Genomic DNA, 22,118 nt, shown 5'->3' with positions numbered 1-22,118 from the left:
GCGGGAAGGGCCCCGGCCGCGGGGTCAGCGGCCCAGCTCCTTGCGGCCGACGCGGCGCAGCCGGCGACGCTGCGAGGAGTCGAGCATCAGATACGCGGCCGCCGGGATGCCGAGCATGACCAGCGCGGCGATCCAGAAGTTCGTCAGGATCCACAGCACCAGGCCGACACCCACCGCCCCGATGGCGATCTTCGCACCACGAGACATATCCCTACCTCCTTGGCCGAGGCGGCGGTCCCGCTGCCTCACTCCGGTGAACGCCTCTCCAGTGTCCTGCGTTCCGGCCGGATGGGGACCGCGCGCCGCCCGCGGATTCCGCTCGGCGCAGCTCAGCGCAGCTCGGCGCCGACCGCGTGCATGTAGCGCAGCGCCTGCCGGTAGGAGTCGACGAGTCCCGTCTCGGCGTACGACAGGCCCGCGCCCCGGCAGTAGCGGCGCACCAGGGGCTGGGCATGCCGCAGGTTCGGTCGGGGCATGCTGGGGAAGAGGTGGTGCTCGATCTGGTAGTTGAGCCCGCCCATCATCCAGTCGGTCAGCCGGCCCCGGCGCACGTTGCGCGAGGTGAGCACCTGGCGGCGCAGGTGGCCCCACCGCTCGCCGTCGGAGTCGGGCATCTCCATGCCCTTGTGGTTGGGGGCGAAGACCGAGCCCAGGTGCAGGCCGAAGAGGGCCTGGTGGATGAGCGCGAACACCACGGCCCGGCCCAGCGGCATGGCCGCGCCCAGAAGCGCCACGTAGCCGACGTAGTGGAGGGCGATCAGCACCCCCTCGGTGACGCGGGCCCGGCCCTGCCGGTCCCAGCCCTGGCGGGTGGCCACCATGCGGACGCTGGCCACCTTCAGCGCGATGCCCTCCAGCAGCAGCAGCGGGAAGAACAGGTAAGCCTGGTTGCGGGTGAGCCAGCGGGCGACCCCCTCGCGCCGGGCCGCCTGGGTCTCGGTCCACACCAGCACGCCCTCCCCGACGTCGGGGTCCTTGTCGAGGTGGTTGGGGTTGGCGTGGTGCCGGTTGTGCTTGTCGTTCCACCAGGCCGAGCTCATGCCGAGCAGCAGGTTGCCGTGGACGAGGCCCAGCAGCCGGTTGACGCGGCGGCTGGTGGCGATCTGAGCGTGGCCCGCGTCGTGGCCGAAGAACCCGGTGCGGGCGGAGAGCGCCGCCAGCGGCACGGCCAGGGTGAGCGCCCACCAGGAGTCACCGAACGCCAGCATCGCGGCGGCGACGGCGGTCAGCGCCACGGCGTTGACCGCGATGCCCACCGCGTACCAGCCCGTCCGCCGGTCGAGGAGACCCTCTGCCCTGATCTGGCGCAGCAGGGGGGCGAACTCGTCGCCCTGGGCTGGCCGGGGGCGGGGAATGGCCGGGGCGGCGGAGGTGTTGGGCATGGGGTCTCCGAGACGTCGGGGCAGGCTCTGCACGAACCGTAGGAATCGGCCAACCGTACGTGCTAGTGCCGCAGCACCCGGAACGGGGTGTACCCAGGTCCCGGGAAAAAGGGGGGCCAGCCCCCTTTCGCACTCACACATTTCATGATCAACCGAGATCTGCGGTATGGTCGGCGGCTCTGCCGTGTCGGCTAGTCAAATTTGAGGAGTTCAGCACCGCCGTGCCCGCGAGCCCTCCGCCCCCCGGCCAGGCCGCGGCGCTCACCCGCTGCGCCGCCGTCTTCCAGCCCGCCGATCCGCCCCGCGAGTCCACCGTCGCCTTCTTTGACCCCGACGGCGAGCGGCCGCCGCCCGGCCCCGGCGAGGCCTCCGGGCTCCCCGTCGCCCTCCCCGGCACGGACGGCGCCGTCGCCACCCGGACCGTGCCCGCCCTGGTGCTGCCGCTGCGCGAGGCGCTGCCGGTGCTCACCCGCGCCCGCGCCACCGGTGGCCACCCTGCCGCCGCCTGCTGGGGCGCCGCCGCCGTCCTGGCTCTCCAACTGGCCGCGCGCGGCCGCCTCCTGCCCGGCCTGACCGACGCCGACCACGACGCCTGGCGCCTGGGACCGCTGGATACCGCCGACGCCGAGCGGCTGCGCGAGCTGGCCGAGGCCATGCCGCCGCAGGCCCACGCCGTGCCGCTGCCCGGCAGCCCCGCGGACGCCCCGCTGCTGCCCCGTCAGGAACGCCTGCTGCGCGCCTTCCTCGACGCCGTCGCCGACACGCTGCCGCGCACCCCCGCCGCCGCGCTCGCCGCCGGCGGGCCCGCCTTCGCCGACGACGGCGCCGCCGGCCCGCCCCGCCGCAGCCCTCAGCACCGCGCCTGGGCGCAGGAGGTGGCGGCCGGGCACGACACGGGCGTACGCCTCTCGCTCCGCATCGAGGTCGAGGGGCTGGACGCGCTCGAGGGACGGGACGCGGCGCCCCCCGGCGCGGCCGGCGGCGGGCGGCCCCGGTTCCGCGCCGTCCTCCAGCTCCACAGCCTCACCGATCCTGCCCTGGTGGCCGACGCCGCCGAGGTGTGGTCCGGCGACTCCCCCGCCGCCACCGCCCTCGGGCCGCGCGCCCGCACCGACGCGCTGCTCACCCTCCGGCGCGCCGCGGCGGCCTGGGAGCCGCTGACGCCGCTGCTGAACGCCGCCGTGCCGGACGCCGTCGAGCTGGCGGAGGAGGAGATCGGCGAGCTGCTCGGCGCGCCGGCCGGCCGCGCGCTCAACGCCGCCGGTGTCCAGGTCCACTGGCCCCGGAGCCTGACCCGCACCCTCACCTCGCACGCCGTCGTCGGAGGCGACGGCGGCGGCGACGCCGCGCCGGGACCCGACCCGTACCGGGAACGGCCGTCCGCGCTGCCCTCCCGCCTGTCCCCCGACGCGCTGCTGCGCTTCGACTGGCGGTTCGCGCTCGGCGACACCCCGCTGACCCGCGAGGAGCTGGACCGGCTCGCCGAGTCCGGCCGCCCCGTCGTGCGCCTGCGGGAGCGCTGGGCCCTCGTCGACCCCGATCAGGTGCGCCGCGCCCTGGCCCGCCGGGACCGCAAGCTCACCACCGCGGAGGCGCTGGGCGCCGCCCTGGCGGGCAGCACCGAGGACGAGGGGGAGCGCGTCGAGGTGCGGGCGGCCGGCTGGCTCGCGGCGCTCCGCGACCACCTGGCCGATCCCGGCCGCGAAGTCGCCGCCCCCGTCCCGCAGCCGCCGCGCCTCGCCGCCACCCTGCGCGACTACCAGCTGCGCGGCCTGAACTGGCTGCACCGGATGACCTCACTCGGCCTCGGCGGCTGCCTCGCCGACGACATGGGCCTGGGCAAGACGATCACCCTGATCGCCCTGCACCTCCATCGCCAGCTCAACCCCGCCACTGCGGGCCCGACGCTGGTGGTCTGCCCCGCCTCGCTGCTCGGCAACTGGCAGCGGGAGATCGAGCGCTTCGCCCCCGGCACGCCCGTACGCCGCTACCACGGCGCCTCCCGCGCCCTCCCCGAGCCGGCGCACACGCCGTCGCGCACACCGCCGCAGGACGGCGGCTTCGTGCTCACCACCTACGGCACCATGCGGCTGGACGCCCACCTGCTGGCCGACGCCGCGCCCTGGTCCCTCGTCGTCGCCGACGAGGCGCAGCACGTGAAGAACCCCGCCTCGGCCACGGCCCGCCGCCTGCGCCTCATCCCCTCCCGGGCGCGGGTGGCGCTCACCGGCACCCCGGTGGAGAACAACCTCTCCGAGCTGTGGGCCATCCTCGACTGGACCACCCCCGGGCTGCTCGGGCGCCTGGGCACCTTCCGCCGCCGCTACGCCGACGCCGTCGAGGGCGGCACCGACCCCGCCGCCGCCGAGCGCCTGGCCCGCCTCGTGCGCCCCTTCCTGCTGCGGCGCCACAAGACCGACCCCGGCATCGCCCCCGAGCTGCCGCCGAAGACCGAGACCGACCACCCCGTGACGCTCACCCCGGAGCAGGCGGGCCTGTACGAGGCGCAGGTCCGCGAGGGGCTGGCCGCCGTCGCGGGCACGGACGGCCTCGCCCGCCGTGGCCTGGTCGTCAAGCTGCTCACCGCGCTGAAGCAGATCTGCAACCACCCGGCGCAGTTCCTGAAGGAGGACCGGCCGCGGCTGGCGGGGCGTTCGGGAAAGCTCGAACTCCTCGACGAGCTGCTGGACTCCGTCCTCGCCGAGGGCGCCTCCGTCCTGGTCTTCACCCAGTACGTGCGGATGGCGCGGCTGCTTCAGGGCCACCTGGCCGAGCGCGGGGTGGACAGCCTGCTGCTGCACGGCGGCACGCCGGTGGCGCGCCGGGAGGAGATGGTGCGGCGTTTCGGCGCGGGCGAGGTGCCGGTGTTCCTGCTCTCCCTCAAGGCGGCCGGTACCGGCCTGAACCTCACCCGCGCCGAGCACGTGGTGCACTTCGACCGCTGGTGGAACCCGGCCGTCGAGGCGCAGGCCACCGACCGCGCCCACCGCATCGGCCAGGACCGTCCCGTGCAGGTCCACCGGCTGATCGCCGAGGGCACGGTCGAGGACCGGATCGCCGCGATGCTGCGCGACAAGCGGCGGCTGGCCGACGCCGTCCTCGGCTCGGGCGAGGCCGCCCTCACCGAACTGACCGACGCCGAGCTCGCCGCGCTGGTCGGGCTCGGGGACGCGCCGCGAGGAGGCGACGGCCGTGCGTGACGCATACCGTGACGCATACGAGGGGCACGAGGAGCGCGAGGACGGCCGCGAAGGCGAACCCGAGGCGTACGAGCGGGTCTTCGCCGCCCCGCCGCCCCCGCGCGGGCGCGGCTTCGCCACCACCTGGTGGGGGCAGCGCTGGCTCAAGGCCCTGGAGGACACCGCCCTGGACACCCAACGCCTTCGCCAGGGCCGCCGCCACGCGCGGGCGGGCGCGGTCGGCGCGGTCTCGGTGCGGCCCGGACGGCTGACGGCCGTGGTGCGGGCCGGCGACGGCACCGCCCACCGTGCCGACGTGCTGCTGCGGCGGCTGACGGCGCCGGAGTGGGAGCGGCTGCTCGACACCATCGCCCGCGAGGCCGGCCACCTCGCCGCGCTGCTCGACCGGGACCTGCCCCCGGCCCTCGCCGACGACGCCGAGGCCGCCGGGGTCGAACTGCTGCCCGGCATCGGGGACCTGGAGCCCACGTGCGACTGCGGCGAGTGGGACCACTGCGCGCACACCGCCGCCCTGAGCTACCAGGTGGCCCGGCTGCTGGACGCCGACCCGTTCGTGATCCTGCTGCTGCGCGGCCGCCCCGAGCCGGAGCTGCTGGCGGAGCTGCAACGCCGCAACGCCGCCCAGGCGCCCGCGCGGGAGCGCGCCCCGGAGCGCGGCGTGCGCGAGCCGGAGCGCGCGGGCGTGCCCGCCGCCGAGGCGTACGCGCGGCCGCCGGCGCCGCTGCCCCCGCCCCCGCCGCCGGTCGGGGAGCCGGGCACCCCGCCCGCGCTCGGCGGCGTCGCCGCGCCCGGGCCCGGTCTCGACGTCCCCGCGCTGGAGTTCCTCGCCCGCGCGGCCGCTGTCCGCGCGCGCAGGCTGCTCGCCGAGGCCCTGGCCCCGCCCGCGCCCACGCCCGCGCCCGCGCCCGCCGGGCCTGCCGCCGGGACGGCGTGGGCCCCGCTCGGCCGCTGGCAGGACGCGGCGCGGCTCGCGGCGCTGGCCCCGCCCGCGAGGATCCTCGGACGGCTGGCCGAGGGATGCGGCCGCACCCCGCGTGACCTCGACATGGCCGTGCGGGCCTGGGAGTTCGGCGGCCCGGCGGCGCTGGCGGTGCTGGAGGACGCCACGCTGGCCGTCCCCGCCCGGGCCGTGGCGCGGCTCGCCACCGCCTGGGAGGAGGAGGCACGGCCGGTGCTGCGCGGCGCGGGCAACCGCTGGACGGCCGTCGGCACCGGCGCCCAGCTGCGCTGCGGACCGGACGGCCGCTGGTGGCCCTACCGGAGGGAGGGCGGCCGCTGGTGGCCGGCGGGCCCGGCGGAGGCCGACCCGGCCGCCGCCTTGGCGGCCGCCCTCGCGGCGGTTCAGGCCAGCGCGTCCAGCACGGCGTAGTAGCCGCCGGACTGGCCGTCGGCCGTGGGGTGGTAGGAGTCGGTGATCGGCCAGGTGACGCTGTGCAGCCACTCGGCGTCCGAGCAGATCTCGTGCCCGGTGAAGGCGGTGCGCACGTCGCCGTAGGTGAAGCCGTGGTCGGCGGCGCGCTTGCCGATGACGTCGCTCATGTTGTCGGCGGCGCTGTTGATGGCGGCCCGGGACTCCTCGCTGATGCCGAAGGAGCAGCTGCCGTCGAGCTGGTAGATGCGCGGGTAGCCGAGGACCACGACCTGCGCGTTGGGTGCCCGGTCGCGGATGGCGGTGTAGACGGCGTCGAGCCGGCCGGGGAGGGTGCCGGAGATGTACTCGTTGGCCGTGGCCACCGCCTCCACGCAGGCGTCGGTGCCCTGGAGCACGCAGGTCGACATGGTGTCGACGAAGCCCGCGTCGTTGCCGCCGATGCTGATGGTGACCAGCGTCGTGCCGGAGTTGAGCGGGTCGAGCTGGCTGGCCAGCACGTCCTCGGTGGTCGCGCCCGAGCAGGCGGTGAAGTCGAAGGAGGAGGGGGCGTTGGCGTCGGCCCACAGCTCGGGGTAGGCCAGGGCGCTGCGCAGGCAGTCGCCGCTGGCATCGTCGTAGCTGCCGGCGCCGACGCCGGAGGAGTAGGAGTCGCCGAGGGCCACGTACGCGGCGGCGGCCGCGGGGGCTTCCTCGGCCGTGGCCGCGTGGCCGAAGGCGGTCACGCCGACGGCGAGGACGGCGGTGGCCGCCGCCGTCAGGGTGCGGCGCAGCTTCATGGTCTCTCCTGAAGTCTCTGTGGGGGTAGGGGGTTTGAGTGCCGGTAGCAGCGTTCTACCCGCGTCACATCATGTCCACGCCAAGCAGGTAAACGCCGCGGTAACACCAACGAGCCACACGCCGAGAGGTGTCGACGAAACTTTTCATAGGGGTTGTAGAAAGCCAGGGTGCGGCCTAGCGTGATCGAACAGCAGAGAACAGATAGCAACAGCGCGGACCGGCGCCGACGAGCCGCGCGACGTCAGAGGAGACGCATGGACATCCGGCCTGTGGACGACCGGCTTCCCTACTACGAGGACCACTCCCCCGGCAGCGGCGCCCTTCCCGCCCGCTCCTGGTACGCCGATTCCGACGCCGCTCGGCTGTCGCTGAACGGCGCGTGGGCGTTCCGGCTGTCGGACACCGCCGAGGGCACCGGCACCGCCTTCACCGAGGACGACGCCGACACCTCGGGCTGGTCCGAGGTGCGGGTCCCCGGGCACTGGGTGCTCCAGGGCCATGGCGCCCCCGCGTACACCAACGTCAGCTACCCCTTCCCCGTGGACCCGCCGCGGGTGCCGACCCAGAATCCCACCGGGGACCACCGCCGCGTCTTCGACCTGCCCGGCGACTGGCCGGCGGGCGGGGAGAGCGTGTTGCGTTTCGAGGGCGTGGAGTCCTGCGCGCGGGTGTGGCTCAACGGGCAGGAGCTGGGCTGGTTCACCGGCTCGCGGCTGCCGCACGAGTTCGCCGTCGGGGGCCTGCTGCGGCCGCGCGGCAACGTGCTGGCCGTCCGTGTCCAGCAGTGGTCGGCCGCCAGTTACCTGGAGGACCAGGACATGTGGTGGCTGCCGGGCATCTTCCGCGACGTCACCCTGCACCACCGGTCCCAGGACGCCCCCGCCGACTTCTTCGTGCACGCCGGCTACGACCACTCCACCGGCCAGGGCAGCCTGCGCGTCGACTGCGATGTCCCCGGCCAGGTCACCGTGCCCGAGCTCGGCCTGGACCTGGCCACCGGCCAGGAGGCCCGCGTGGCCGTCGAGCCCTGGAGCGCCGAGGTCCCCAGGCTGTATGACGGGGAACTGACCACCCCCGGCGAACGCATCCCGCTGCGGATCGGGTTCCGCACCGTCGGCGTGGAGGACGGGGTCTTCAAGGCCAACGGCCGCCGCATCCTCTTCCGCGGGGTCAACCGGCACGAGTTCCACCCCGAGACCGGCCGGGCGCTGGATGTGGAGACCATGCGGCGCGACATCCTGCTGATGAAGCAGCACAACATCAACGCCGTCCGCACCTCCCACTACCCGCCCCACCCCGCCTTCCTCGACCTGTGCGACGAACTGGGCCTGTGGGTCATCGACGAGTGCGACCTGGAGACCCACGGCTTCTGCTTCTTCCCCAACTGGCGCGGCAACCCCGTCACCGACGACCGCTTCACCCCCGCCCTGGTCGACCGCGCCCAGCGCATGGTCGAACGCGACAAGAACCACCCGGCCGTCGTCATCTGGTCCCTGGGCAACGAGTGCTCCGCCGGGCAGGGCCTGTCGGAGATGGCCGCCTGGATCCGCGAGCGCGACCCCTCCCGCGCCGTGCACTACGAGAACGACTACTCCTACGGGGACAGCGACTTCTACTCCCGGATGTACGCCCCCCACGCGGAGGTGGAGGCCATCGGCCGCCGCGAGGAGCCGCCGCTGGAGGACCCGGCGCTGGACGCCCACCGCCGCGCCCTGCCATTCATCCTGTGCGAGTACGCGCACGCCATGGGCAACGGCCCCGGCGGGCTGGCCGACTACCAGCGGCTGTTCGAGACCTACGAGCGCTGCCAGGGCGGCTTCGTGTGGGAGTGGATCGACCACGGCCTGCCCAAGCAGACGCCGGACGGCCGCACCTACTTCGCCTACGGCGGCGACTTCGGCGAGGAGCTCCACGACGGCAACTTCGTCTGCGACGGCCTCCTCTTCCCCGACCGCACCCCCTCGCCCGGCCTGATCGAGTACAAGAAGGTCATCGAGCCGGTCCACATCACCGGCGACGGCACGGCGGGCACCGCCACCATCACCAACGGGCACGACTTCGCCGACCTCGCGCACCTGGCGTTCACCTGGGCCTACGAGGTGGAGGGCGAGGAGGTGGCCAGCGGGCCGCTGGCCGTGCCGCCGCTGGCCCCCGGCACGGGCGCCGACGTGAAGCTGCCCGCCCCGCCCGCCGGCGACCACGCGGGCGAGGCCGTGTGGACCATCCGGGCCGAGCTCGCCGCCGACACCCCCTGGGCGCCGCAGGGTCACCTCGTCGCCTGGGGGCAGCTGCCGGCCGATGCCCGGCGGCTGCCCGAGCGGCCCGCCGCCCTCGCCGCCCCGCGCCGGGAGGCGGGCACCCTGCGCCTGGGCCCGGCCGTCTTCGACGCCGCCACCGGCACGCTCCGCGAATTCGGCGGCCTCACCCTCCACCAGGGCCCGCGGCTCGACGTGTGGCGGGCCCCGACCGACAACGACCTCGGGGCGTCCTGGCAGGACGACGCCACCCGCTACGGCGTGAAGTGGCGGGAGATCGGTCTGCACCGCGTCCACCACCGCGTCGACGCCGTCAGCGCCGACGACGAGGGCCTGACCGTCCGCACCCGCGTCGCCCCCGCCGCCACCGACCTCGGCCTCTACGCCGACTACCGCTGGACCGCCGGCACCGACGACGACCGGCTGCTGCTCACGGTGACCGTCACCCCCGACGGCGACTGGCCCTGCCCGCTGCCGCGCCTCGGCGTGCTCCTCGGCCTGCCCGACTCCTGCGACCGCGCCGCCTGGTTCGGCGGCGGCCCGGGAGAGGCGTACCCCGACACCCGTGCCGCCTCGCGCCTCGGCCGCTACGCCAAGACCGTCGACGCCCTGCAGACCCCGTACGTGCGCCCGCAGGAGAACGGCGCCCGCTCGGATGTCCGCTGGGCAGAGCTGCGCGACGCCGACGGCCCTGGCCTGCGCGCCACCGCCCTGGCCGACCCCTTCTGGTTCACCGCCCGCCGCTGGACCAGCCACCACCTCGACGCCGCCGACCACACCACCGACCTGGTGGCGGGCGACACCGTCTGGGTCACCCTCGACCACGCCCAGCAGGGCATCGGCAGCCAGTCCTGCGGCCCCGGCCCGCTTCCGCAGTACCACCTCACGGTGGCGCCGACGGAGTTCTCCCTCGCGTTCACCGCGCTGGATCGTCGTTGACGACCGCGCCCAGCCGGGCGCGGCGCGCGGCCGCGGCCCCACGGCTCCTCAGCCGTGGGGCCGTAGCCGCCTCCTGCGCCGGCTTCGTGCTGATCGGCGCGCTGCAGGCGCTGTACGGCCCGGCCGTGCCCGCGCTGCGCGAGGACCACGGCCTGACACCCTCGGGCGCCGGCATGGCCCTGAGCATGCACTTCGTCGGCGGCGTCGCAGGCGTGCTGGCCATGAGCGCCATGCCCGCCCGGGTGGGCAACCGGGTGCCGCTCGGCGCGAGTTACGCCCTGATGGTGGCCGGCTGCCTCGGCTTCGCGCTGGCCGGGAGCTGGCCGCTGGCGCTGGCGGCGGCCCTCGTCGGCGGCCTCGGCTTCGGCGGCGTGGACTACGGCCTCAACCACCTGTTCGCCGTCGGCTTCGGCGACCGCGGCGCGGCGATGCTCAACGTTCTCAACGCCTTCTTCGGCGTCGGCGCGGTCGCCGGCCCCGCGGTGCTCGCGCTGCTGGGCCCCGAGCGCTACCCGCTCGCCTTCGCCGCGTGCGCGCTGCTGGCCGCCGCGCTCATCCCGCTCCTGCGCGGCGTGGCGCCGCACGAGCCGGAGCCGGACGGCGAGGGGCCGGCGCCGGCGGTCCCCCGGGGGCGGCTGCTGACGCCGGTGCTGTGCGGCTTCTTCGCGCTGTACGTGCTGAACGTCGGCGTGGAGGCGGGGGTCGGCGGCTGGGAGCCCACGCACCTGGAGGAGGTCGGGTACGGCGCGCCCGCCGCCGCGACCGCGACGGCCGTCTTCTGGCTGATGATGACGGTCGGCCGGTTCCTGGTGGTGCCGCTGACGCTGCGCTGGAGCGCCGAGCGCATCCTGCTGGTCTGCGGGGCCGCCATGACCGGCTGCCTGCTGCTGACCCTCTCCCCCGGCGCCGCGCCGTACGCCTACGCGGGCGTCGGGCTGTTCATCGCGCCCGTCTTCCCCACCGGCCTGGTCTGGCTGCACCGGGCCGTGCCCCGGGCGCGGCGGGCGGGCGCCTGGGTGTTCGCGGTCTCCATGATCGGCGGCGTGGCGGCGCCGCCCGTGCTGGGCCGGGGCATCGAGCTCTCGGACATCGACGCCGTGCCGCTGCTGCTGACGGCGATGTCGGCGCTGGGCCTGGCCGTCACCGGCTGGCTGGTGGCGGCGACGCGCGTCAACGCCCGCACCCGCGACCGCCGCTGACCGCCCGGCCCTGGCGACGCCCGCCTCCCGTTCACGAACTCCTCTCGCATCCGCCGCATCCGCCAATCACTTGCCTGTTGTCATACACATTTATGGGCATGCCTAGACGAGCAGGAAGTCGGCCTGGCCGGACTTGACGGCCTGGACGAAGCGCTGCATCTCGCGGCGCGAGCAGATCAGCGCGGGCCCGTCGGGGTCGCTGGACTGGCGAAGCGCCACCCGCCCGTCCGGCAGCGTCATCACCTCCACGCACGAGCCGCCGTTGCCGCCGCTCCACGGCTTGCGCCACCCGACGGCGCCGAGCTGCCGGGCGGGCATGCCGTTGTATATGCGGTCCATGAGGTCAGATCTCCTTGCGAATGCCACTGAGGATGGCCTCAGTCCGGTTCAGTGGCGCGGCCTGCGCGCACATCCGGTCCAGTGCCTCCCGGAAGGCCGAGACCTCTTCCCGCTGGTCGAAGTACGCGGCGCCGACCAGGCTCTCCGCGCAGGCTACGTCGGGAAGTTCGGGAAGCGGGAACCGGAAGAGGTGGAAGGGCCCGTACATGGCCGAATGCGGTCCGGCCGAGAACGGCATGATCTGCAGCCGCACGTGCGGCGCCGTGCCGGAATCGATCAGCTTCGAGACCTGCGCCCGCATCACGTTGGGCCGGCCGATGGGACGGCGCAGCACGGTCTCGTCCACCACCACCCACAGCAGCGGCGGGTTATCGCGGGTGAGCAGCTCCTGGCGGGCGAGGCGGAGGGAGACGAGCCGCTCGATCTCCCCGGCGGGGGCGTGCGGCATGCCGGCGCGCAGCACGGTCGCGGCGTACGCCTCGGTCTGCAGCAGGCCGGGGACGTAGTGCGGCTCGTACGCGCGGATCTGGTCGGCCTCGGCCTCCAGGCTGACGAACGCGCTGAACCAGTCGGGCAGCACGTCGCGGTAACGGTGCCACCAGCCGGGCCGGTTGGCCTCGCGCGCCAGTGTCAGGAAGCCGTCGATCTCGCCGGGGTCGGTGACGCCGTAGACCCTCAGCAGCTTCTCCACGTAGGGGACCTTGAGGCCGACCTGGGCCTTCTCCATGCGGCGTACGGTGGCGTGGGTGACGTCGAGTGCCCGCGCGGCCTCCTCGAAGGAAACGCCGGCACGCTCGCGCAGCACCTGCAGCCGCCTGCCGAGCACCATCCGCAACGCGGTCGCGGCTCCGCTGGCCTGACTACTCGTCACCGCCTCTTCCCCTCCAACTGACGCGATGGCTCGGTAGTCTGCCACGGCGTCAGCCGGGACAACAGTCTGATATCGACGATTCTGTAATTTGCAGTATGCCTCTTGCCGGATGCGAGGGACAGTGCCCACAGTAGGACCGTGGCCTTCTCCTCCCACACACAGCCCCTGACGCGGCACAACGCCTCGACGGTGACCGGCGCGCGTTTCACCTTCCACCTGCCCGCCGTCGAGCCCTCGGCGGCCGAGGCCAGACGCCGCGTACGCCGCCAGCTCGCGCTATGGCACCTTCCCGAAGCGACGTGCGACAACGCGCAACTGGTCGTCTCGGAGCTGGTCACCAACGCGCTGCGCCACACCCGCAGTCAGACCGTCGCCTGCGAACTGCGCCTGGCCGGGCCGCTGTTGCGGATCGCCGTCGCAGGCGACGGCTCCGGGCCCAGCGAGGTTCCGGGCGAGGCGGGCGAGGAGGACGAGGGCGGCCGCGGCCTGTTCCTGGTGTGCGCGCTGTCGGAGGGCTGGGGCGTCAGACCCCGGGACTCCGGGCAGGGGCACGTCGTCTGGGCCGACCTGACCGCCCGCCCCGGATCCCGCTGAACGGTCGGCGCCACTCACGCTCGCCTCCCCGCCGCCCTCGGCTCCCGCATCGATCGCACCGCCCACATCTCCCACATCGCGGGCCCACCCCTCTCCGGGCGTCGGCCGGGGCCACAGGATCGGAAGGCAGCCGAACGGCGTTCGGTCCCTCGGACGCCGGAGGCCGGCCCGTGGGGCGGCCGGGCAGGCGCACCGCGCTCAGGCGGCGCGCGCGAGCCCGGCGTTCGTCATGCTCCGCAGGGAGCGGACGCCGAGGAGGCCGACGGCGAGGGCCAGGCAGCCGCAGCCGAGGCTGAAGGCGTAGCCCCAGCGGGGGCCGCTGGCGTCGACGATCAGCCCGGCTGCGAGGACGCCCAGCGCCTTGCCCAGGCCGACGGCGGTGGACAGCCACGTCATGCCCTCGGTGAGCGACTCGGCGGGCACGCCCTCGCGCACCAGGCTGTAACCGGCGATGATGGCCGGCGCGATGAGCACGCCGGAGAAGAGGGAGATCGCCCACAGCGCCGCCACCGACGGCATGGCCCACAGCGGTGCGACGCCGGCGACCATGGCGGCCATGGTGAGCAGGAAGCGCCGGTGCAGGGAGAGGGTCCAGACGCGGGCGCCGTACCACAGGCCGCCGACGGCGCTGCCGAGGGCGTAGGTGCCGAGGACGCCGCCGACCATCCAGGGCTCGCCGTGCTCGTCGACGAAGGAGACGGTGGCCAGTTCGTGCCCGGCGAACATCGCCGCGGTGCACACGTACATGCCGCACATCAGGCGCAGCCCGGGAATGGTGATCGCGCGGCGGGAGGCGGCCTGCCGGGGCAGCACGGGCGGCTCGGTGCGGCGCTGGGCGGCCAGCAGCAGGGCGCCGGTGGTGCCCAGCGTGGCGACGGCGGCGACGCCGGCCGCGGGGTGGAGCAGGACGATGACGGAGACCAGCAGCGGCCCGACGACGAAGGTCAGCTCGTCGGCCACCGACTCGAAGGAGTAGGCGGACTTCAGCAGCGTGCCGTCACCGCGCCCGGCGAGGTGGCTCCAGCGGGTGCGCACCAGGGCCGACATGGGCGGCATGCTCGCGCCCCAGGCGGCACCGGCGGCGAAGAGCGCCCAGGTGGGGGCGTCGAGTTGGGCGGCCAGCAGGAACGCCGCGCCCGCGGCCCCGAAGACCCACGCGAGGGGCCTGAGCGCGCGGCGCTGCCCGAGCCGGTCCATCAGGTAGCCGAGCTGGGGCACGAGCAGGGCGTAGCACACCGCGCCGCCGGAGGCGACCGAGCCGGCCACGGCGTAGCTGCCGGTGGCCTCGGTGACGAGGAAGACGGTGGCGAGGCTGAGGGTGGACATGGGCAGCCGCCCGACGAGGGTGGCGGCGACGAAGCCGCCGACGCCCGGTACCCGGAAGATCTCGCGATAGCTCCGCAGCCCGGCGGCGGCCTGTCCCATGGTGAGTGATCATGCCTGCCCCGCCGCCGGGCGGCACGCCATTTTCCGGCGGCCCGTCGGCCGGTCAGCCGCCCAGCAGCATCATGGCGATGCCCGCGGCCAGCAGCGTGGCGGCGGCGATGCGGGGGCCGCCGAAGCGCTCCTTGAACAGCCAGGTGCCGAGCATGGCACCGACGATGACGCTGGACTCGCGCAGCGCGGCGACCGGCGCGAGCGGGGCGCGGGTCTGCGCCCACAGCACCATCCCGTACGCGGCCGTCGACACCGCGCCGCCCAGCAGGCCGAGCCACACGAAGGGACGGGCCCGCACGAGCAGTTCGCGGCCCTGGAGCGCCAGGCCGATGACGGGGATGGCGGGTCCCATGAGGGCGATCAGCCAGCCGGTGTAGCCGAGGGCGGTGCCGGAGGCGCGCACGCCCGCGCCGTCGACGACGGTGTAGGCGGCGATGGCCAGGCCCGTGGCGACGGCGGCCAGCAGGGCGGCGGCGCGCGGCCGCCCGCCGGCGTCGCGGATGCCCCACAGCGCGACGCCGACCAGGCCGGCGCTGGCCGCCGCCACGCCCGCGGTCTGCCAGGCGCCGGGCCGCTCGCCGAGGAAGACCAGGGCGAGCACGGTCACCACCAGCGGGGCGGTGCCGCGCGCGATCGGGTAGACCTGCCCGAAGTCGCCGAGTTGGAAGGAGCGCATCAGCAGCAGCTGGTAGCCGAAGTGGAGCGCGACCGAGGCCAGCAGGTACGGCCAGCAGGCGGCGTCCGGCATCGGGGCGGAGGCGGCGATCGCCAGGCCGCAGACGGTGTCGGCCGCGCCGATGAGTGTGAAGGCGACGAGCTGGTCCCTGATGCCGTGGGCGATGGCGTTCCAGGAGGCGTGCGCGACGGCCGCCGCGAGCACGACGGCGACGACGAGCGGTGTCATTTACGTCACAGCGTCCCGGGCCGCTCGGCCACGTCCACAAGGCGGGCGCCCGCGTGGGCGACGAGGTCCCCGGGGCCGAGCGGGAAGACGGTGTGGGGGGTGCCGGCCGCCGCCCAGACCGTGGCGTGGGCGAGCAACCCCCGGTCGGCGAGGGCGCGCAGCGGCGTGACGTGCCCGAACGGCGGCACGCCGCCGATGGCGTACCCGGTGGCCGTCCGCACCGTCTGGGCGGTCGCTCTGCGTACGCGCCGGGCGCCGAGCTCGGCGCGGACCCGCTCGGTGTCCACCCGGGAGGCGCCGTCGATCAGCACGAGGAGTGGTTCGTCATCGACCTCGAAAACCAGGGACTTTACTATTTGATTAACATCGCATGGGATTGCCTTGGCGGCCTGGGCCGCCGTGCGGGTCTCCTCGGGGAAGGCACGGATCGTCACTCCGTCCAGCCCGAACCGGGTGAGGGCCGCGGCGAATCGCGGGTGCGCGGTGGCGGAAGGTGTCATGGCCTCGGGACCCTAGCCGCCCACTCGTCCTGGCCGCGAAGGAAATTGCCGGCTGCCCGCCCCGCCGCCCGGCATGCGACACGGAACGGACTCGGAGGATCAGTGGACGTCTCGCTCATGGTGTGGGTACTCACCGTCGTGGTGCTCAGCGCCCTCATCGCCATCGACTTCTTCTTCGGACGCAAGCCGCACGAGGTGACGCTGAGAGAGGCGGGCACCTGGACCGTGGTGTGGATCGTGCTGGCCGTGCTGTTCGGGATCGGCCTGCTGATCGCCGGCGAGGGCACGGCCTCCGGCGAGTTCTTCGCCGGCTACGTCACGGAGAAATCCCTCAGCGTGGACAACCTCTTCGTCTTCGTACTGATCATGACGAAGTTCGCGGTGCCGCCGGAGTTCCAGGCGCGGGTGCTGATGGTCGGGGTGCTGATCGCGCTGGTGATGCGCGCCGCCTTCATCGCGCTGGGAGCCGCCCTCATCGCGGCGTTCTCCTGGGTGTTCTACATCTTCGGCGCCTTCCTGATCTGGACGGCGTGGACGCTGATCAAGGAGGCCCGGGCCGAGGAGCACGACGAGGAGTACCAGGAGAACCGCTTCCTCAAGATGATCGAGCGGCGCTTCCCGGCCACCGACCGGTACCACGGCACGAAGCTGCTGGTCCGGGAGGGCGGCCGGAAGCTGATGACGCCGATGCTGGTGGTGATGCTCGCGATCGGCAGCACCGACCTGCTCTTCGCGCTGGACTCCATCCCGGCCATCTTCGGCCTCACCGAGGACGCCTACATCGTCTTCACCGCCAACGCCTTCGCGCTGATGGGCCTGCGTCAGCTGTACTTCCTCATCGGCGGGCTGCTGAAGAAGCTGGTCCACCTCTCCTACGGCCTGTCGATCATCCTCGGCTTCATCGGCGTGAAGCTGGTGATGCACGCGCTGCACGAGTCGGGCGTCCACGTTCCGGAGATCAGCACGCCGGTCTCGCTCGGCGTGATCTGCGTCGTGCTCGCGGTCACCACCGCCACCAGCCTCATCGCCACCCGCCGCGAGGACCGGTCCGCTTCGGTACGGTGACGGGCAGGAACCGGCGGGCCGGGCGAAGCGTTCCCCCTTCGATGGAGTCCGGGCAAAGCGGACCCACGGGGCCCCGCCGGTGGTGAACGGGAGGCAGGCCATGACGAGCGAGCCGCGCGATGACGAGCCACAGCGCGAGGAGCGCGCCGATCGCGAGGGGCACGACGAGTGGGACGAGGTGGTCCTCGACGAGAGCTTCGTGCGCGGCGCGGAGGTCCGCGAGCCGACCGCCCGGACGCGGATGCTCCGCGAGAAGTGGAAGAAGGACGCGCCGGACCCGCAGCCCTGGCGCTCGGACGCCCCGCCGACCGGCTGGATACACGGCTCCCCGCCCGGCAGATCGCGCCGGCGCCGCTGGTTCCGCAGGAGAGGGCCGGGCGGCGCCGGGGAGTGACGCGGAGAGCGAGGGTAGGTGAAGCGCACCTCTCGTGAGATCCGGACGGCCAACCGGTATCGCGTGCTGCGGCAGGCCATCGCCGACTCCCCGGTGTCCCGGCCGCGGCTGGCGGCGGCCACCGGGCTGAGCACGGCGACGGTCGCCACGCTCGTCGGCGAGCTGACCGACCTCGGCATGCTCGTGGACGCCGGGTTCGAGGACTCCGGCGGCGGCCGGCCGCGCGGCCTGGTGGGGATCAACCCCGGCGGCGGCACGCTCATCGGCGTCGACGTGGCGGAGACCTACGTCCACGCCGAGGTCTTCGACCTGGCCTGGACGGTGCTGGCCCGCGCCGAGCGGACGCTGCACCCTGCCGACAGCGCCCCGGACCAGGTGGTTCGCGCCATCGCCCAGGCGGTGCGGGCGGTCGCCGGCCACCGGGCGGCGGCGGGGCGGCGGGTGCTGGGGGTCGGCGTCAGCGTCCCGGGCGTGGTGGACCGCGAGGCGGGGGTCCTGGTCTTCGCGGGCAACTGGGGCTGGCGGGACGTGCCGCTGCTGCGTCTGCTCGCCGAACACCTCCCGCACCGGCTGTTCCTTGTCAACCCGCTGCACGCCTGCCTGGCGGCGGAGCTGTGGTCGGGGGCGGCGCGCGGGCGGGACGACGCGGTGGTGGTCAACCTCGGCACGGGCGTGGGCGCGGGGCTGGCCCTCGGCGGCGAGCTGCACCGGGGGGCCTCGGGCAGCGCCGGCGAGTGGGGGCACACCACGCTGGTGCTGGACGGGCGGCTGTGCCACTGCGGGAGGCACGGCTGCGTGGAGACGTACGTCGGTGCCCCCGGCATCGTGCAGAACCTCCGGGAACTCAGCCCGCTCAGCCCGCTGCTGCATCCCGACGACCAGACGGAGACGATTGCGGCGCTGGCCCAGGCCTGCCGGGAGGGCGACCCCGTCGCGGTCAAGGCGATGCGGGAGACCGCCTCCTACCTGGGCGCGGCCGTCGCCGACCTGGTGAACCTGCTCGACCCGGAGATCGTCGTGCTCAGCGGCTGGGTCGCCCGGCGGCTCGGCCCGCCGCTGCTGCACCAGGTACGCCAGTCCGTGGCCCGCCACGCGCTGCGCCGCCCGGCGGGGCGGGCGGAGATCATGCTCAGCCCGATCGCCGCCAACCCGGTGAGCCTGGGCGCGGCGAGCTTCGCGCTGGAGGGGGCGCTGGGTCCGGGCGGCGGGGCCCGCCGCGGCTGAGCGTCACGCCCGGTGGACGCGCGCGGCCGCCTCGCCGAGCCGCTCGATCACGCCGGGCTCGTGGGCGCCCGCCTGCGAGAAGATCACGTGGTCGACGCCCGCCTCGGCCAGCCGGCCGCACGTCTCGGCCATCTCCTCGGCCGAGGCGTCCTCGGCGGCGTGACTGAGCACCGTCTTCTCGATGTCCTCGTACGGGCGGCGCTCGCGCTCGCAGTGCTCCCGCAGCACCGCCAGCTTGCGGGGCAGTTCCGGCGCGTCGAAGAGGTTGCAGGCGTCGGCGTACCGGGCGACCAGGCGCAGCGTCTTCCGCTCTCCGCCGCCCCCGACGAGGACCGGCGGGTGCGGGCGGCGCAGCGCGGGCGGCGAGTTCAGCGGCCGCCGAAGCCGGTAGTGGACGCCCTCGAAGGGACGGGTGTCCCCCGCCCACATCTGGTGGGCGATCCGCAGGGTCTCCTCCAGCCGCTCGAACCGCTCGGCCACCGGGGGGAAGGGGATGCCGAGCCCCAGTGACTCCTCCTCGTGCCAGGCCGCGCCGATGCCGAGCCAGGCGCGGCCGCCGGAGAGCACGTCCAGGGTGGTGACGGTCTTCACCAGCACGCCCGGGTGGCGGTAGACCGCGCCGGTGACCATGCCGCCCAGGGTGATCCGCTCGGTCAGCGCGGCGGCGTACGCCAGCGCGGTGTAGCACTCCAGCATGGGCTCCCCGGGGTCGCCGACGTACGGGATCTGGAAGAAGTGGTCCATCACCCACAGGCTGTCGAGGCCGGCCTGGTCGGCCTCGCGGGCGATCTGCGCGAAGGCCGGGCCGATCCGCTCCGGGCCGCCGGGGTAGGTGAAACGGGGAAGCTGGACTCCGACGCGCATGCGGTCTCCTCGTCGTCCTGGCCGTCGTCGTGGCCGGTCAGGGGCACCTTAGGCAGCGGCGGGCGCGACCGGCGGAGGACGACGCGCCGGCGGAGTGACGTCGAGGACCATCGCTATGCTGCCTCCCGCCCGCGCAGAAAGCGTTTTCCGGACGGCGCGCGGCCTATCCAGGGAGTGCGATCGTGTCGAACGGCCCGTTTCACGCGGTGGACACCGGCGAGGAGCCGGGCCCGACGGCGCCCGCGCTGCTGCTGGTGCACGGCTGGGGAAGCGACGGCGAGGACTGGTCCGAGCACCTGCCGCTGCTCGCGCCGCACCACCGGGTCCTCGTGCCCGACCTGCCCGGCCACGGCCGCACCCCCGACCGCCCCGGGCGCTGCGCCCCGCGCGCGGTGGCCGCCGACCTGGCCGACTGGCTCCGCGGCCTGGGCACCGGGCCCGTCGTCGCGGTGGGCCACTCGATGGGCGGCCAGGCCGTCACCGCGCTCGCCGTGGAGCACCCCGCGCTGGTCCGGTCGGTCGTCGCCATCGCCACCGCCTACGGCGGGGACGCGGCCGAGGCCACGCGGCTCCCCGGCGAGCAGGAGGCCCTGCGCCGGGAGGGCGCGGCCTGGGCGGCGCGTTTCGTGCGCCGCGCCTTCACGCCCGCCACGCCGGAGCGCGTGCGGCGCCGGCACGAGCGGCTGATGGCCGCCATGGACCCGGAGGTGCTGATCCGCTACCGCGAGGCGATGTACCTGGCGCCGGACGCCTTCGGGCTGCGGCCCGCCGCCGAGGCGTACCTGCGCGGCCGCCGCTGCCCCGCGCTGGCTCTGCACTCCTCCCCCGCCGCCGCCGCGTGGGAACGCCCCCTGCTGCGCCACCCCCTCTCCCGCGTCGAGCTGTGGGAGGGCGCGGGCCACTACCTGCACGAGGAGCGTCCGGCCGAGCTGACCGCCCTGGTGCGGGAGTGGATCACGGCGACCGCTCACGCCGCCCACGCCGGGGAGGGCCCGGAGGAACCCCGGCTATGCTGACCCTCATGCGATCGTCCTACTGGCACGCCGTCACCCCGCCGCCCGCCCGCTGAGGGCGCGCGGCTCGCGAGTTTCTCCCTTCCCCGGCCCCGGGCCCCGCCTGGCCCGGCCGGATTCCGGCGCGCCCTCCTGCTGATCCGCCCAAGGACCCCAACGGCCTCAACGGAGCAGGACGCATCGGACCATGGCTTCTTCCACGCCTTCTTCCACGCCTTCTTCCACGCATGCCCCAACGCCCGCCCCCGCCCTCCCGGCCCTCCGCCGGGCGCCCGCGCACCCGCGCCTCGCGCACGCCGCCGGGCCGCTGCTGGTGCTGGCCGCCGCCGCGCTGTGGGGAACCACCGGCACCGCCGCGAGCTTCGCGCCCGGCGCCGCGTCCCCGCTGTCGATCGGCGCCGCCACCATGGGCATCGGCGGGCTCGTCACCCTCGCGCTGGCCGGGCGTTCGGCCCTCGCCGTGCTGCGCGACGGGCGCGCCGCGCTCGGCTGGGCGCTGCTCGGCGCGCTCAACGTCGTCGTCTACCCGCTGGCGTTCTACACCGCCATGGACTTCGCGGGGGTGGCGGTCGGCACCGTGGTCACCATCGGCTGCTCCCCCGTCTTCGCCGCGCTGCTGGAGCGGCTGGTGGACGGCACCGGCCTGAGCCGGCGCTGGCTGGCGGCCACCCTCGCGGCGGTCGCCGGCTGCACGGCGCTGGTGCTGACCGGCGACGCCGAGGCGGGCGGCGACCGGATCCCGGCCGGCGTCGCGCTGGGGGTGCTCTCCGGCGCCTGCTACGCCGCCTACGCCTACTGCGGCGCGCGGCTGATCCGGCGCGGCCACTCCTCACGGGCCACCATGGGCGCGCTCTTCGGCCTGGGGTCGGCCGTGCTGGTCCCCGTCTTCGCGGCGACCGGCGGCGGCCTGGTGGGCGAGTGGCGCGGCGTGGCGGTGACCGCGTACCTCGCGCTGGTCCCCATGTACCTGGCGTACGTGCTCTTCGGCGCGGGGCTGGCCCGGGTGACGGTGAGCGCCGCCACCACGCTGACGCTGCTGGAGCCGGTGGTGGCGGCGGTGCTCGGGGTGGCCGTGGTCGGCGAACGCCTCGGCGGCTGGGCCTGGACGGGGGTGGGCCTGGTCGTCGTCGGCCTGCTGGTGCTCACCGTCCGCCGACGGCGTCAGGTCTCCTGAAGCATGAACTGCTGCCAGGCCGCTCCGTCGGAGCAGGCGTACTGCGCCAGCCGGGTGCCGTCCGCCGTGGACTCGTCCAGGACGTCGAGGCACTTGCCGCTGTGCCGGGCGGTGAGCGTGACGTAGCCGTCTCCGGCGCCGGCGGCCTGCCACTGCTGTGCCTGGCCGCCGTCGCAGGGCTGCTGGACCACCCTCGCCCCGTCGGCGGTGGAGGCGTCCGCGACGGCCAGGCACATCGAGCTGTGCCGGGTGACGAGCTGGACGTAGCCCTCACCGGCGTCGCGCTGCCAGAACGCCTGGTTGCCGCCGCCGTTGCACGGGTACTGCGCCAGCTCGGCGCCCGCCGCCTGGGACTGGCTGACGACGTCGGCGCACTTGCCCGAGTGGCGGGCGGTCAGCGTCTGGTACGGCCCGCCGCCGGGTGTGAGGGTGCCCGCGGCGGTGTCGATGGTCAGCTCCGGCGCCCAGCTCATGGACAGGCTCCGGTCGTCGGGGAAGGTCAGCGGCAGCCAGACGTACCGGGATTCGTTGACCGGCCCGTCCCAGGCGCCCGCCCAGCGGTCGCCCATGTACAGGTAGGCGGTCTCGTCGGTGCCCTGGATCGGCAGGACCCAG

At 74.8% G+C, this 22,118-nt stretch carries 20 protein-coding genes; 10 read left to right on the top strand and 10 right to left on the bottom strand.

What is annotated here, in order from left to right:
- Positions 1 to 24 precede the first annotated feature (24 nt).
- Together ACTWQH_RS24910 and ACTWQH_RS24905 are read right to left on the bottom strand one after the other, a co-directional pair.
- Positions 25 to 207: a hypothetical protein gene (locus tag ACTWQH_RS24910; protein ID WP_443288971.1), complete on the bottom strand. Its 183-nt coding sequence runs from the start codon at positions 205 to 207 to the stop codon at positions 25 to 27.
- A 122-nt stretch (positions 208 to 329) separates the two neighbouring features.
- Positions 330 to 1,382 (bottom strand): fatty acid desaturase family protein, encoded by a 1,053-nt coding sequence (locus ACTWQH_RS24905; protein ID WP_443288970.1) that lies wholly within the window; start codon positions 1,380 to 1,382, stop codon positions 330 to 332.
- Between the two features lie 221 nt (positions 1,383 to 1,603).
- On the opposite strand from ACTWQH_RS24905, the gene ACTWQH_RS24900 reads away from it, so the two are divergent.
- Positions 1,604 to 4,582 carry an SNF2-related protein gene (locus ACTWQH_RS24900; protein WP_443288969.1) on the top strand — a complete coding sequence of 993 codons (2,979 nt, stop codon included), beginning with the start codon at positions 1,604 to 1,606 and terminating at the stop codon, positions 4,580 to 4,582.
- Complete coding sequence (locus ACTWQH_RS24895; RefSeq protein WP_443288968.1) at positions 4,575 to 5,951, top strand: SWIM zinc finger family protein; 1,377 nt, start codon at positions 4,575 to 4,577, stop codon at positions 5,949 to 5,951. Before ACTWQH_RS24900 ends, ACTWQH_RS24895 begins: the two co-directional genes overlap by 8 nt.
- On the opposite strand, the gene ACTWQH_RS24890 is transcribed toward ACTWQH_RS24895, so the two are convergent.
- Positions 5,924 to 6,730, bottom strand: a complete 807-nt coding sequence (locus ACTWQH_RS24890; protein WP_443288967.1) for an SGNH/GDSL hydrolase family protein — start codon at positions 6,728 to 6,730, stop codon at positions 5,924 to 5,926. The genes ACTWQH_RS24895 and ACTWQH_RS24890 overlap by 28 nt on opposite strands.
- Before the next feature lie 255 nt (positions 6,731 to 6,985).
- Here ACTWQH_RS24890 and ACTWQH_RS24885 point away from each other — a divergent pair, with 255 nt between their 5' ends.
- Positions 6,986 to 9,925, top strand: a complete 2,940-nt coding sequence (locus ACTWQH_RS24885; protein ID WP_443288966.1) for a glycoside hydrolase family 2 TIM barrel-domain containing protein — start codon at positions 6,986 to 6,988, stop codon at positions 9,923 to 9,925.
- Positions 9,922 to 11,124, top strand: a complete 1,203-nt coding sequence (locus ACTWQH_RS24880) for an MFS transporter (protein WP_443288965.1) — start codon at positions 9,922 to 9,924, stop codon at positions 11,122 to 11,124. The genes ACTWQH_RS24885 and ACTWQH_RS24880 overlap by 4 nt, the downstream gene beginning before the upstream one ends.
- A 102-nt stretch (positions 11,125 to 11,226) precedes the next feature.
- Here the strand turns inward: ACTWQH_RS24880 and ACTWQH_RS24875 are convergent, their stop codons facing one another.
- A complete protein-coding gene (locus tag ACTWQH_RS24875; RefSeq protein WP_443288964.1) occupies positions 11,227 to 11,463 on the bottom strand; it encodes a DUF397 domain-containing protein in 237 nt (78 codons plus the stop codon).
- 4 nt (positions 11,464 to 11,467) lie between these two features.
- Complete coding sequence (locus tag ACTWQH_RS24870; protein ID WP_443289000.1) at positions 11,468 to 12,292, bottom strand: helix-turn-helix domain-containing protein; 825 nt, start codon at positions 12,290 to 12,292, stop codon at positions 11,468 to 11,470.
- A gap of 180 nt (positions 12,293 to 12,472) precedes the next feature.
- Between ACTWQH_RS24870 and ACTWQH_RS24865 the strand changes: the two genes are divergently transcribed.
- Positions 12,473 to 12,928, top strand: coding sequence for an ATP-binding protein (locus ACTWQH_RS24865; RefSeq protein ID WP_443288963.1), 456 nt, complete (start codon positions 12,473 to 12,475; stop codon positions 12,926 to 12,928).
- 198 nt (positions 12,929 to 13,126) lie between these two features.
- On the opposite strand, the gene ACTWQH_RS24860 is transcribed toward ACTWQH_RS24865, so the two are convergent.
- The 3 genes from ACTWQH_RS24860 to ACTWQH_RS24850 all read right to left on the bottom strand — a co-directional run bounded on the left by ACTWQH_RS24860 (position 13,127) and on the right by ACTWQH_RS24850 (position 15,769).
- On the bottom strand, positions 13,127 to 14,353 hold the full coding sequence (locus tag ACTWQH_RS24860; RefSeq protein WP_443288962.1) for an MFS transporter: 1,227 nt from the start codon (positions 14,351 to 14,353) through the stop codon (positions 13,127 to 13,129).
- 64 nt (positions 14,354 to 14,417) lie between these two features.
- On the bottom strand, positions 14,418 to 15,269 hold the full coding sequence (locus tag ACTWQH_RS24855) for an EamA family transporter (protein ID WP_443288961.1): 852 nt from the start codon (positions 15,267 to 15,269) through the stop codon (positions 14,418 to 14,420).
- A 5-nt stretch (positions 15,270 to 15,274) separates the two neighbouring features.
- Entirely contained in the window at positions 15,275 to 15,769 is a 495-nt protein-coding gene (locus tag ACTWQH_RS24850) for a YbaK/EbsC family protein (RefSeq protein ID WP_443288960.1), read from the bottom strand.
- A gap of 102 nt (positions 15,770 to 15,871) precedes the next feature.
- Here ACTWQH_RS24850 and ACTWQH_RS24845 point away from each other — a divergent pair, with 102 nt between their 5' ends.
- The 3 genes from ACTWQH_RS24845 to ACTWQH_RS24835 all read left to right on the top strand — a co-directional run bounded on the left by ACTWQH_RS24845 (position 15,872) and on the right by ACTWQH_RS24835 (position 18,452).
- Complete coding sequence (locus ACTWQH_RS24845) at positions 15,872 to 16,834, top strand: TerC family protein (RefSeq protein ID WP_443288959.1); 963 nt, start codon at positions 15,872 to 15,874, stop codon at positions 16,832 to 16,834.
- Positions 16,835 to 16,934: 100 nt separating this feature from the next.
- Positions 16,935 to 17,228: an SGM_3592 family protein gene (locus ACTWQH_RS24840; protein WP_443288958.1), complete on the top strand. Its 294-nt coding sequence runs from the start codon at positions 16,935 to 16,937 to the stop codon at positions 17,226 to 17,228.
- A gap of 18 nt (positions 17,229 to 17,246) precedes the next feature.
- Positions 17,247 to 18,452: an ROK family protein gene (locus tag ACTWQH_RS24835; RefSeq protein WP_443288957.1), complete on the top strand. Its 1,206-nt coding sequence runs from the start codon at positions 17,247 to 17,249 to the stop codon at positions 18,450 to 18,452.
- A 3-nt stretch (positions 18,453 to 18,455) separates the two neighbouring features.
- Here the strand turns inward: ACTWQH_RS24835 and ACTWQH_RS24830 are convergent, their stop codons facing one another.
- Positions 18,456 to 19,316 (bottom strand): LLM class F420-dependent oxidoreductase, encoded by an 861-nt coding sequence (locus ACTWQH_RS24830; protein WP_443288956.1) that lies wholly within the window; start codon positions 19,314 to 19,316, stop codon positions 18,456 to 18,458.
- Positions 19,317 to 19,498: 182 nt separating this feature from the next.
- On the opposite strand from ACTWQH_RS24830, the gene ACTWQH_RS24825 reads away from it, so the two are divergent.
- Both ACTWQH_RS24825 and ACTWQH_RS24820 read left to right on the top strand, forming a co-directional pair.
- Positions 19,499 to 20,332, top strand: coding sequence for an alpha/beta fold hydrolase (locus ACTWQH_RS24825; RefSeq protein ID WP_443288955.1), 834 nt, complete (start codon positions 19,499 to 19,501; stop codon positions 20,330 to 20,332).
- Positions 20,333 to 20,516: 184 nt separating this feature from the next.
- Complete coding sequence (locus tag ACTWQH_RS24820) at positions 20,517 to 21,503, top strand: DMT family transporter (protein WP_443288954.1); 987 nt, start codon at positions 20,517 to 20,519, stop codon at positions 21,501 to 21,503.
- On the opposite strand, the gene ACTWQH_RS24815 is transcribed toward ACTWQH_RS24820, so the two are convergent.
- On the bottom strand, positions 21,491 to 22,118 hold a 628-nt coding region (locus tag ACTWQH_RS24815; RefSeq protein WP_443288953.1), incomplete at its 5' end, for an RICIN domain-containing protein. The genes ACTWQH_RS24820 and ACTWQH_RS24815 overlap by 13 nt on opposite strands.

Source organism: Streptomyces sp. 6N223 (assembly GCF_052246635.1).
In the GTDB taxonomy this organism is placed as follows: Bacteria; Actinomycetota; Actinomycetes; order Streptomycetales; family Streptomycetaceae; genus Streptomyces.
Note: the sequence above shows the minus strand (reverse complement) of the source record. Positions and strands in the feature narration are given on the sequence as shown.